9 protein-coding genes are annotated in these 10443 nt (G+C 70.2%); 4 read left to right on the top strand and 5 right to left on the bottom strand.

Translation table 11 applies throughout. The features are described from left to right. Positions 1-91: 91 nt before the first annotated feature. Genes ACZ7L1_RS38930 through ACZ7L1_RS38950 form a run of 5 tightly spaced genes read right to left on the bottom strand, consistent with a single transcriptional unit; the run spans position 92 to position 6464 of the window. On the bottom strand, positions 92-1174 hold the full coding sequence (locus ACZ7L1_RS38930) for a serine hydrolase domain-containing protein (protein ID WP_471444410.1): 1083 nt from the start codon (positions 1172-1174) through the stop codon (positions 92-94). Continuing rightward, positions 1171-3000 carry an ABC transporter ATP-binding protein gene (locus tag ACZ7L1_RS38935; RefSeq protein WP_471444412.1) on the bottom strand — a complete coding sequence of 610 codons (1830 nt, stop codon included), beginning with the start codon at positions 2998-3000 and terminating at the stop codon, positions 1171-1173. The genes ACZ7L1_RS38930 and ACZ7L1_RS38935 overlap by 4 nt, the downstream gene beginning before the upstream one ends. Continuing rightward, positions 2997-3875 (bottom strand): ABC transporter permease, encoded by an 879-nt coding sequence (locus ACZ7L1_RS38940; protein ID WP_471444414.1) that lies wholly within the window; start codon positions 3873-3875, stop codon positions 2997-2999. Before ACZ7L1_RS38940 ends, ACZ7L1_RS38935 begins: the two co-directional genes overlap by 4 nt. Next, a complete protein-coding gene (locus ACZ7L1_RS38945; protein WP_471444416.1) occupies positions 3875-4909 on the bottom strand; it encodes an ABC transporter permease in 1035 nt (344 codons plus the stop codon). Before ACZ7L1_RS38945 ends, ACZ7L1_RS38940 begins: the two co-directional genes overlap by 1 nt. Then, positions 4890-6464, bottom strand: a complete 1575-nt coding sequence (locus ACZ7L1_RS38950) for an ABC transporter substrate-binding protein (RefSeq protein ID WP_471444418.1) — start codon at positions 6462-6464, stop codon at positions 4890-4892. The genes ACZ7L1_RS38945 and ACZ7L1_RS38950 overlap by 20 nt, the downstream gene beginning before the upstream one ends. A gap of 198 nt (positions 6465-6662) precedes the next feature. On the opposite strand from ACZ7L1_RS38950, the gene ACZ7L1_RS38955 reads away from it, so the two are divergent. The 4 genes from ACZ7L1_RS38955 to ACZ7L1_RS38970 all read left to right on the top strand — a co-directional run bounded on the left by ACZ7L1_RS38955 (position 6663) and on the right by ACZ7L1_RS38970 (position 10212). Further along, the gene (locus ACZ7L1_RS38955; RefSeq protein ID WP_471444420.1) at positions 6663-7496 is read left to right on the top strand and encodes an IclR family transcriptional regulator; all 834 of its coding nucleotides are present in this window, start codon (positions 6663-6665) and stop codon (positions 7494-7496) included. Positions 7497-7634: 138 nt separating this feature from the next. Further along, a complete protein-coding gene (locus ACZ7L1_RS38960) occupies positions 7635-8522 on the top strand; it encodes a beta-keto acid cleavage family enzyme (protein WP_471444422.1) in 888 nt (295 codons plus the stop codon). A 242-nt stretch (positions 8523-8764) separates the two neighbouring features. After that, positions 8765-9733, top strand: a complete 969-nt coding sequence (locus ACZ7L1_RS38965; RefSeq protein ID WP_471444424.1) for a 3-hydroxyacyl-CoA dehydrogenase NAD-binding domain-containing protein — start codon at positions 8765-8767, stop codon at positions 9731-9733. Next, positions 9730-10212 (top strand): thioesterase family protein, encoded by a 483-nt coding sequence (locus ACZ7L1_RS38970; protein WP_471444426.1) that lies wholly within the window; start codon positions 9730-9732, stop codon positions 10210-10212. The genes ACZ7L1_RS38965 and ACZ7L1_RS38970 overlap by 4 nt, the downstream gene beginning before the upstream one ends. Positions 10213-10443 lie beyond the last annotated feature (231 nt).

Raw genomic sequence — 10443 nt, forward strand, 5'->3', positions numbered from 1 at the left:
TGGGTGCTCTGAACGTTCTACGGGCCGGGCTGGTCCGTCGCGACGCCAACCCGGCATAGCGAGAAGCCCCCGGCTTCAGCCGGGGGAGGAGTCACCATGGACGTACCGCCTCCGCGATGGCCGGCAGGGCGAGATAGCAGAGGTCGCGGTACTGGCGGTCGGCCCATGCGTCCGCGTGCGGCCAGGCCGACGTCTTCACCACCACCACGCGCCGGGCCCGGTCGACGTACACGAACTGCCCGCGCATCCCGTCTGCGGTCACTTGTTGCCCGGCCCGGTCCAGGGGCCACCAGTGATGGCCGAATCCGGCGTGCGTGGTGATGGTGCTGGGCAGCCGGCCCGGCTCCAGGAACGGCCGCCACGGGCGAGATGCGGCCTCCACCCGGTCGAACGGCACGAGTTGCCGGCCGCGCCAGCTGCCGTCGATCTGCAGCCATCCGAGCCGGGCCCAGTCCCGCGCCGTCGCCGCGACCGCTCCCCCTGCCATCGCGACACCACTCGGGTCAAGGCCGACCACGGCGGGGCGTTCGGTGCCCAGAGACTGCCAGAGGCGGGAGAGATGGTTGGTGAAGTCGAGACCGGTGGCACGTTCGCGTACCCAGTCGAGGACGAGTGAGTCGGCGGTGCAGTAGCTGAAGCAGGTGCCCGGTTCGCGGGCGGGCCGCGTCCGGAGCACCTGTTCGCGCAGCTCACCGCGGCCATCGCGGACGCAGGCGGTGAGCCGGGACGCGGGCGAGGTGGGGTCGCGGTGGTCCTCCTCCCAGTCCACCCCGGTGGTCATCGTGAGCAGGTGACGGACTGTCACTTCCTGGTAGCCGGTGCCTGCGAGCTCCGGCACATGGTCGATCGCGAACGCGTCGGTCTCCAGGTCCTTCACCTCGGCGACCAGCAGTGCGAGTGCCGACTTGGTGGCCGAGTTGCCGAGAAGGCGGTCGTCGGGGGTGATGCCGGGGGCGTACCACTCGTGGACGAGGGTTCCGTCCGCGATAACGACCAGCGCGGTGGTGTGGGTCAGGGACAGGAATTCAACGAGGTCCATGGTCCGTCCGGCGCCCGTGATGCGGGCCGTCAACGGCCGTACGTCCGTGGGCCATGGGGCGGTCGTCGCCGCGACCGGGACTTGCGTGGAGCAGGGGTACCAGCGCTGTGGTTCGACCAGGCTGTCGTCCCTCATGCACCCTCCCCCACGGGCTCGTCGGATCGCCCGGGCGTGTCCTGCAGCAGCTGTCGCGTGTATGCCGCCCGCGGGCGGTCCAGTACGTCGGCCGTCTGACCCTCCTCCACGATCCGGCCGTCGGCCAGCACGGCCACCCGGGTCGCGAGGGAGCGGACGAGGGCGAGGTTGTGGGTGATGAACAGCATCGACAGGCCGCGGCTCGCCCGCAGTTCCTCCAGCAGGGCGACGATCGACGCCTGGACGGAGACGTCGAGGGCGGAGGTCACCTCGTCGCAGATCAGCAGTTCCGGTTCGCAGGCCAACGCACGTGCGATGGCCACCCGTTGGCGTTCGCCCCCCGAGAGCCGGTCCGGGCGCAGATCGTGCACCGCAGGTGAGAGCATCACCTGACCGAGGAGTTCGTGCACGCGTCGGGTGGCGGCCGCGCCGTGGGCCAGGCCGAACAGCTCCAGTGGCCTGCGGATGATTCTGCCCACCGTCATCCGGGGGTTGAGGGCGAGGTACGGGTTCTGGAAGACGTACTGGATCGCCTTGCGCCTCTCGCGGCTGCGCCGCCGGGCGCCGCGCGGTACGGGCTCGCCCTGGAAGGCGACTGTACCGCGCCACTCCTCGTGGAGTCCGCCGACCGAGCGCGAGAGGGTCGACTTGCCGCTGCCGGACTGGCCCACGACGGCCACACACTCGTTGCGGCCGATCTCCAGGTCGATGCCGTGCAGGATGGGCCGGGAGCCGTAGCTGGCGGTCAGGCCGCGCACGGTGAGCACGGGTTCGGGCCGGACGCCGGTGCCGGCCGGTGCGGCGACGGTGAACTCCAGGGGCTCGGCGCGGACATGGTCGGCGCGGCGGCAGCGGGCCAGTACTCCGTCGGTGCCGGCGGCCGGGTCGATGGTGAGGAGCTCCGGCTCCCGTCCACCGCACTCCGGCTCAGCGAACACACACCGGTCGTGGAACCGGCAGCCGGACGGCCGTCGGCCGGGTGAGGGCGTGCTGCCCGGGATGCCCCTGAGGACGCGTGGCTCGGTGACGCTGGGGACGGCCGCGAGCAGGGCCCGTGTGTAGGGGTGGGCCGGAGCCTCGAAGACCCGCTCGCGGGGGCCGAGTTCGACGATCCGGCCCGCGTACATCACCGCGACCCGGTGGGCGAACTCGGCGACCACCGCAAGGTCGTGGGTGACGTAGACGGCCGCTACCGCGTGCCGGGCGCACAGGTCGCGGACGGTGGCCAGGACGTGCGCCTGGGTGGTGACGTCGAGGCCGGTGGTCGGCTCATCGAGAACCAGCACCCGGGGTCGTAGCGTGAACGCCATGGCGATGGCGACGCGTTGCAGTTGGCCGCCGGAGAGCTGGTGCGGATAGCGGCGCAAGAACTCGTCGTCGTCCGGCAGGGCGACTTCGGTGAGCACCTCGCGGACCCGGGCGTCGCGCTCGGCCAGGGTGCCCGCGTGGTGGACGTCGAGCACCTCGCGGATCTGGCGGCCGATCCGCATCACGGGATTGAGGGAGGCGGCGGGGTCCTGAGGGACGTAGGCGACCTCGGAGCCGCGGCGCCTGCGGGCCTCACCCGGTGGGGCGCCCAGTAGTTCGCGGCCGTCCAGGACGACGGTGCCGGCGTCGATGCGGGCGCCGCGCCGGGTGTGGGCGAGCAGGGCGGTGGCGATGGTGGTCTTGCCGCTGCCGGACTCGCCGACCAGGGCGAGTATCTCGCCCGCGGCGACGTCGAAGGTGGTGTCGTCGACGACGTCCGGACCGTGCCGTCCGAGCACGACGCGCAGGCCGGAGACGGAGCAGGAGGGGGCGATCGTGTCGGTGGTCGGGGTGGTCATGAGCCGGCTCCCTTGCTCGGGTCCGATCCGGCCGCCGCCCGGGCGATGCCGTCGGCGACGAGGTTGGTGCCCAGGGCGAGCACCGCGATGGCGAGGACGGGGGCGAGGATCGCCCAGGGCTGGACGGCGAGGGCGAGCCGGTTCTCGTTGATCATCAGTCCCCAGTCGGCGGCGCTGGGGTCGGAGGCGAAGCCGAGAAAGCCGATCGAGGCCACCAGGCCCACCGAGTACGTGAGGCGGAGCCCGAGTTCGGCCAGCAGTGGTGCCGACATGTTGGGCAGGAGTTCGGCGAAGAGGATCCGGGACCTCTTCTCGCCCAGCGCCTCGGCGGACTGGACGAACTCGCGCGTCGCGAGCCCGGTCGTCATGCCGCGGGTCAGCCGGGCGACGCGCGGTGCGTGCGAGACGCCCACGACCACCACGACCAGCCACCGCTCGGGGCCCGCGACCGACAGGAGCACCAGGACGAGCACGATCTGCGGGAAGGCGAGCACCACGTCGCAGACCCGCATGACGACCTCGTCCACCCAGCCGCGTGCGTACCCCGCGGCGAGACCGGCCGCGAGGCCCAGCACCATGCCGAGCATTGTGGCCAGCACGGCTGTGACGACGACCCAGTTGCCGCCCGCCAGCAGCCGGCTCCAGACGTCCTGGCCGAGGTAGTCGGTGCCGAGCAGGGCGCCGGGCGCGGAGTCGGAGTACGGCGCTCCCACGATGTCGTTCTCGCCGTGCGGGGCGAACAGCGGACCGAGGAAGGCGACCGCCGTCACCAACGCGGTCAGCAGGATGCCGACCCAGGTGCGGCCGGAGGCCAGGGCCCCGCGCAGTCGTGCGCGACGGACAGGGACCGGAACTTCGAGTACAGCGGCAGCCATCACCGCACCCCCGTCCGCAGCTTGGGCGTCACCAGAATGGTCAGGATGTCGGCGATCAGGTTGACCGTGACGTAGACCGCGGCGATCAGCAGGGCCAGCGCCTCGATCACGGGTACGTCGCGGTTGCGCACGGCGTCGACCAGGGCGGTGCCGATCCCGGGGTAAAGGAAGAGACTCTCGACCACCACGACTCCCCCGGCGAGCCAGGCGAGTTGGAGCGCCATGACCTGGATCGCCGGGACGACCGCGTTGCCGAGGGCGTGCCGGCCGACGGCCTTCCACTCGGGCACGCCCTTGAGCCGGGCCATCTCCACGTAGTCGCTCTCCAGCACCTCGATGAGGCTCGCGCGCAGGATGCGGGCGACGTACGGAACGACGGCCAGCGTCAGAGTGGCCACCGGGAGGACCATCACGACCGGGTCCGTCCAGGGACTGCCGGTCCAGGAAACGGCCACCGAAGGCAGCCAGGTGAGGACGACGGTGGAGAAGAGGGTCACCAGGAGGATGCCGATCACGAACTCCGGGAGCGCGGCCGTACCCAACAGGGCCACCTGGATGATGTGGTCGGCGGCCCGGTCGCGGCGGCGGGCCGAGTATAGGGCGATCAGCGCGGACAGCGGGGCGATGATCACGGCGGAGACAGCGACCAGGACGGTGCTGTTCACGATCTTGCTGCCGAGCAGAGTGGACACCGGCCCCTTGGTCGCGAGCGAGGTGCCGAAGTCGCCGGTGAACACGCCGCCGAGCCAGGAGAAGTACTGGTGCACGGCGGAGTGGTCGAGGCCGAGCTGGGCGCGGAGAGCGGCGAGGCGTTCGGGGGTGACAGACCGGCCGAGGATGGCCTGGGCGGGGTCACCGAGCAGATGGGTCGCGGTGAAGACGAGCAGCGAGATGAGCCAGAGGGTGAGCAGCGCGAGTCCGACTCGGCGCAGCAGCCACAGGGTCCAGGCGCGAACGACAGAAGGGGCGTCGTCGCGTCGGGCGGACCCGACCGTCGCGGGAAGCGCCGCGGCCTCAGCCGCTGACCGAGACATTGCGGAACTCGTAGTTGGAGAGCGGGAGATTCCGATTGGGCGTGAAGCCCGTGACGTTGCCGGCGTAGGCGTCGACCTGGTTCTTGAACCCCCAGATGATGTGACCGCCGCGCTCGTACTCGATCCGCTGGGCGGCTTTCAGAAGTTCATTGCGTGTGCTCGCGTCGAATTCGCGGCGGGCTCGGTCCATGAGGGTGTTGAACTCCGCATCGTTCCAGTGTGTTTCGTTGTACGGGGAGCTCTTGAGGGACCCGGCGTCCACCTGGGGCAGGTAGTTGCGGGTGAACCAGTAGTCCTGGGCGAAGGGCCAGCTGAGATAGCGGTCGCCGTAGAAGGTGGCGGAGTCTGTGATACGGACCCTGACCTTCACTCCGGCGCCCTTGGCCTGCTCGGCGAAGAGCTGGGCGGCCTCGATGGAGCCCGAGCCGATGCCGCCGGAGGTGACGAGCTCCACGGTGAGGTGCTCGCGTCCGGCCGCCTTCAGCAGCGCCTTCGCCTGCCCCAGGTCCTGTTCGCGCTGCGGGAGGTCCCGGTCGTGGGCGACGTCGAAAGGGGCGTAGAGGTCGTTGCCGATACGGCCCTGGCCGCCGAGGACCTGCTTGACCATCTGCGGCCGGTCGACGATGAGCCGGAAGGCCTGGCGCACCCGCACGTCGTTGAAGGGGGCGGTGTCCACGCGCATGGTGATGGGGTTCCAGGAGCCGGTCTCGGAGATCAGCACCTGTCCGCCCTGCTTCTTGATCATGCCTATGTAGGCGGGCGGAAGGTTGTCGATGGCGTCGATCTGCGCGCTCAGCAGAGCGTTGATCTTCGCGGTGTCGTCGGGGAAGTCGAGGATGTGCAGCTCGTCGAGGTACGCCGGCCGCTGCCAGTAGCCCCCGAACCGGCTGAACGTGGACCGGTCGCCGGGCGCGAACGACTCGTACCTGAAGGGTCCGGTGCCGACCGGCCGCTTCAGGTCGAAGTCCTCGGGGACGATCCCGAGGCTGTACTGCGCGAGGAGGTCCTCGAGGAGCGCGTACGGATACTTCAGCGGTATCCGTACGGTCGTGGCGTCGACGCGGTGCAGGGCTTTCGCGTCGATCATCGAGAGGCTGGTGGCGCCGGCGGTGGGTGCCTTGGGATCGACGATGCGGCGGAGGGTCGCTATGACGTCGTTCGCGTCAAGGATCTTGCCGTTGTGGAACTCGACGCCCGGGCGTAGCTTCAGGAGCCAGGTCCTGCCGTCCTTCGACGGTTCGACGGACTCGGCGAGGAAGGGTTTCAGGCGGTATTCGGCATCGCGGTAGAAGAGCGGTTCGTACAGGTTCACCACGCGCGCCTGGTCCGGGTAGGACAGTGGGTTGTGCGGGTCGAGGGTGTCCTTGGCGCTGCCGCCGCTGACACCGACCCGCAGGGCGCCGCCGCGCACCGGTTTGCCGCTCGTGGGGGCCACTCGGGTCGTCGAGCAGGCGGTCAGCAGGCCGGCGGTCGGCAGTGTGGCGGCGAGGAGGGCTCCGCCGCGGAGGAGATCCCTGCGCGTCATCGCGTGGGGAGGGATATGGGTCTCAGGCATGGGCTGGCCTCGCCTTCGGATCGCGAGCCGTTGTTCACATAACGCGATGGCCGCACGGATGATGAGAAGATAGGGACGACGGTCAGGTAGGTCAAGGGGTAAATTCCTGGCCCGATGCCACCGATCGCCCGCCGGGGACAGTCTCGGCGCCGTTCGGCGTCAGCTGTCCGAACCGCAAGAGCCGAGGGAGACAAGCGCATGTCGAAGGCCCAGCACACCGACGACGGCCAGCCCACCGTCCATGCAGACGAATCCCCTCAGCCCGCCGAGCAGGGCGGGGCCTCGGGCAAGGTCCAGTCGCTGGAGCGGGCGATCATCCTGCTGCAGGCGACGGCGGACAGCGCGCCGGACGGTGACACGGCCTCAAACCTGGCGGCGCGGTGTGGGCTCAACCGCGCCACGGCCTGGCGGCTGCTGTCCACACTCGAGCAGTTCGGCCTGGTGGAGCGCAGCCCGGTCACCAACCGTTACACGGTCGGCTTCGCGGTCGCCCGGATGGCGTCGGTCGCCGGCTTCGACGGCCTGATCCGCCGCGCCCACGGCACCCTGCGCCGGGTCAGCGAGCAGACCGGCGAGACCGCCGATCTCGCGGTGGTCCAGCAACTCGGGCTGACCTACATCGACGAGGTGAGCCCGCCGGTGGTGCTCGCCGCCAAGTGGCTCGGCCGGCAGGTGCCGCTGCACGCCACCTCGACGGGCAAGGCACTGCTGGCCTGGCTGCCCGAGGAGGAGGCGCAGTCGCTGCTCGCCGGGCCGCTGGAGGCGTACACGGACACCACGGTCACGGACCGCACGCGGCTGCGGGCCGAACTGGAGCAGACGCGCGAGCGCGGATACAGCGTCTGCGTGGGCGAGATGGAGCGGAACCTGTACGGCGTCTCCGCGCCGGTGTTCGGCAGCCGCGGCAGGCCCTTCGCGGTGGTCAGCATCTGGGGGCCGCACGACCGGGTGCCCGAGTCGCGGTTCGCGACGCTGGGACCGCTCGCGCGGGCGGCGGCGGACGAGATCGCGAAGGCGGCTCAGGCGCTCTGAGAAACTCCGGACGTTCATTATGTGCGACGCTCGCCCACATTATGAAAACCAGGTCTTGAGGTTTCCGCCTCCGCGCGGCTAAGGTCGAGGTCTCTTCCGTCGCCCCCTGCCTCCGTCCCGAGAGGAACCGTCGCGACCATGAACCAGGACGTCGTCATCACCTGCGCCCTCACCGGCGCCGGCGACACCGTGCGCAAGAGCCCGCACGTCCCTGTCACCCCCGAGCAGATCGCCGCCTCCGCGGTACAGGCCGCCGAGGCCGGTGCAGCCGCGGTCCACATCCACGTACGCGACCCCGGGACCGGAGCGCCCTCCCGCGACCCGCGCCTGTACCGCGAGGTCGTCGAGCGCATCAAGGAGACCGGGACCGACGTCGTCATCAACCTCACCGCGGGCATGGGCGGCGACCTGGTCATCGACCCCGAGAAGCCGCTCAGGCAGATGCCCGGCACCGACCTGGTCAGCGGCCTGGAGCGGCTGCCGCACGTCGAGGATCTGCTGCCCGACATCTGCACCCTGGACTGCGGCTCGCTCAACTTCGGCGACGGGTCGAACCTCTACATCTCCACACCCGACATGCTGCGCACCGGTGCCAGGCGCATCCAGGAACTGGGTGTGCGGCCCGAGTTGGAGATCTTCGACACCGGACACCTGTGGTTCGCCAAGCAACTGCTCGCCGAGGGCCTGCTGGACAATCCGACCGTGTTCCAGCTGTGCATGGGCATCCCGTGGGGCGCACCCGCCGACCCCGGAGTGCTGCAGTCGATGGTGAACATGCTGCCGGATGGCGCCCAGTGGGCGAGCTTCGCGCTGGGCCGCATGCAGATGCCGTGGGTGGCACAGTCGATGCTGCTCGGCGGACATGTCCGGGTCGGTCTCGAGGACAACCTCTATCTCGGCAAGGGCGTCAAGGCGACCAACGCCCAGTTGGTGGAGCGAGCCGTGACCATCGTCGAGGCCCTGGGGGCGCGGGTCGCGACTCCCGACGAGGCCCGTCTCAAGCTCGGACTCAAGCCCCGAGGCTGAGCCGCGGGCCATGTCCCGCCGAGTGGTGCAGGCGATAGTGCGCTTCACCATCCGGCCCTCGGCTTGCGCCCATCTCTCCGGCGCACGCTGCCCGCGAAACGCCGCTGCGGAACGACGGGTGAGTCCCCGCCGGCGGCCACACGGGACGCGACCTGCGAGTCCCGGTCTGTTGATCGGCCACACCACATGGCGGGACGCCATCGAGCCGCGTACCGCCAGTCCCCCACTTCAAGGAGCGCCAGATGACGGAGAGTTCGATCCCCAGGCCGGAAGACGTACGCCGTGTCGCATGCGTCGGCGCCGGAGTGATCGGCGGCGGCTGGGTCACCCACTTCCTGGCCCGCGGCTACGACGTCACCGCCTGGGACCCGGCCCCCGACGCCGAGGCCCGGCTACTACGGCTCGTCGACGCCGCGTGGCCCGCGCTCGAGCAGCTCGGCCTCGCGTCCGGCGCGAGCAGGGAGCGCCTCACCGTGGCGGACACCCTCGAAGAGGCGGTGGCCGAGGCGCAGTTCGTGCAGGAGAGCGCCCCGGAGAAGCTCGGCCTCAAGCGCGAACTGCTGGCGAAGCTCGACGCGGCCACACCCGCAGGAGTCGTCGTCGCCTCCTCCACCTCCGGCTACCCGATGACCGACATGCAGACCGAGGCGGTCACCCCCGGTCGATTGGTCGTCGGCCACCCGTTCAACCCGCCGTACCTCATCCCGCTCGTCGAGGTCGTCGGCGGGGAGCGGACGGACGCGGAGGCGGTGCGCTGGGCGACCCGCTTCTACGAGGTGGCCGGCAAGTCCGTCATCACCATGGACCGCGAGGTCCCCGGCTTCATCGCCAACCGTCTCCAGGAGGCCCTGTGGCGCGAGGCCCTGCACATGGTCGCCAACGGTGAGGCGACCGTCCGCGACATCGACCAGTCCATCACCGAGGGCCCGGGTCTGCGCTGGGCGGTCATGGGACCGATGCTCACCTTCGCCCTCGCGGGCGGCGAGGGCGGTATGGCCCATATGCTCGATCACTTCGGGCCATCCCTGAAGTCCCCATGGACCCGGCTGGAGGCCCCGGAGTTGGACCAGGCGCTGTACGACGCGGTCGTCTCCGGCTGCGACGACTCCGCCGAGGGCCGCACGATCGCCGACCTGGTCGCCGAACGCGATCGGGGCGTCATCGCCGTCCTGCGCGCAACTGGCCGGCTGCCCGGGGCAGGGACCGAATGAGCCGGCCCCGCCTCCCGCTGTTCCTCGAGACCGTGCGCCCGGAGTGGGTCGACTACAACGGCCATATGAGCGAGGCGTTCTACGTCCTCGTCTTCGGTTTCGCGACGGACACCCTGATGGAGCGCACGGGGATGGACGCCGCGTACCGCAAGGACACGGGATGCTCGATGTACACGGTCGAGTCGCACGTACGCTATGTGCAGGATGTGCCGGTGGGCGCCCAACTCGCTGTGCGAACAAGGGTGTTGGGTGCGGTCGGGAAGAAGGCACGCTTGACGCACGAGATGTACGTCGTCCCGGACCCGGCGGCAGAGCCGGAGCCGGGTGCCGGCCCGATCGCCACCATCGAACTGCTCGCCCTTCACGTCGATCAGCAGGCCGGCCGAGCGACACCGTTTCCCGACGCCGTTCTCGAGCGGCTGACGGCGCTGAAGGAAGAGGCCCCTTCCTGGGCGGGCCGCTCGATCACGGCACTCTGAGGCAGGGCTCATGCGTTCTCAGCAGGTGATCTTGAGGAGCGCGGTGGCGTGCTCGGGGTGTGACCGATAGTGGTCGACTGCGGCGGCGATGTTGGCCCAGCCGGCCTGACGCATGAGCCGGGAGTGTCAACTTAACGGCCCTGTCTCACATCCGGTGGTGACGCTTCGTGTGGACAGTGACGGCCCGTGATACCAGCAGGCCAGGGGATCTGCAGGGACATTCCGGGTAGG

This window comes from Streptomyces sp. NPDC107546 (assembly GCF_055639175.1).

Excerpts from the sequence above, each read along its gene's own strand:
- ACZ7L1_RS38930 (WP_471444410.1), bottom strand. The coding sequence starts at position 1,174 with ATGAGGGACGACAGCCTGGTCGAACCACAGCGCTGGTACCCCTGCTCC.
- ACZ7L1_RS38935 (WP_471444412.1), bottom strand. The coding sequence starts at position 3,000 with ATGACCACCCCGACCACCGACACGATCGCCCCCTCCTGCTCCGTCTCC.
- ACZ7L1_RS38940 (WP_471444414.1), bottom strand. The coding sequence starts at position 3,875 with ATGGCTGCCGCTGTACTCGAAGTTCCGGTCCCTGTCCGTCGCGCACGA.
- ACZ7L1_RS38945 (WP_471444416.1), bottom strand. The coding sequence starts at position 4,909 with ATGTCTCGGTCAGCGGCTGAGGCCGCGGCGCTTCCCGCGACGGTCGGG.
- ACZ7L1_RS38950 (WP_471444418.1), bottom strand. The coding sequence starts at position 6,464 with ATGCCTGAGACCCATATCCCTCCCCACGCGATGACGCGCAGGGATCTC.
- ACZ7L1_RS38955 (WP_471444420.1), top strand. The coding sequence starts at position 6,663 with ATGTCGAAGGCCCAGCACACCGACGACGGCCAGCCCACCGTCCATGCA.
- ACZ7L1_RS38960 (WP_471444422.1), top strand. The coding sequence starts at position 7,635 with ATGAACCAGGACGTCGTCATCACCTGCGCCCTCACCGGCGCCGGCGAC.
- ACZ7L1_RS38965 (WP_471444424.1), top strand. The coding sequence starts at position 8,765 with ATGACGGAGAGTTCGATCCCCAGGCCGGAAGACGTACGCCGTGTCGCA.
- ACZ7L1_RS38970 (WP_471444426.1), top strand. The coding sequence starts at position 9,730 with ATGAGCCGGCCCCGCCTCCCGCTGTTCCTCGAGACCGTGCGCCCGGAG.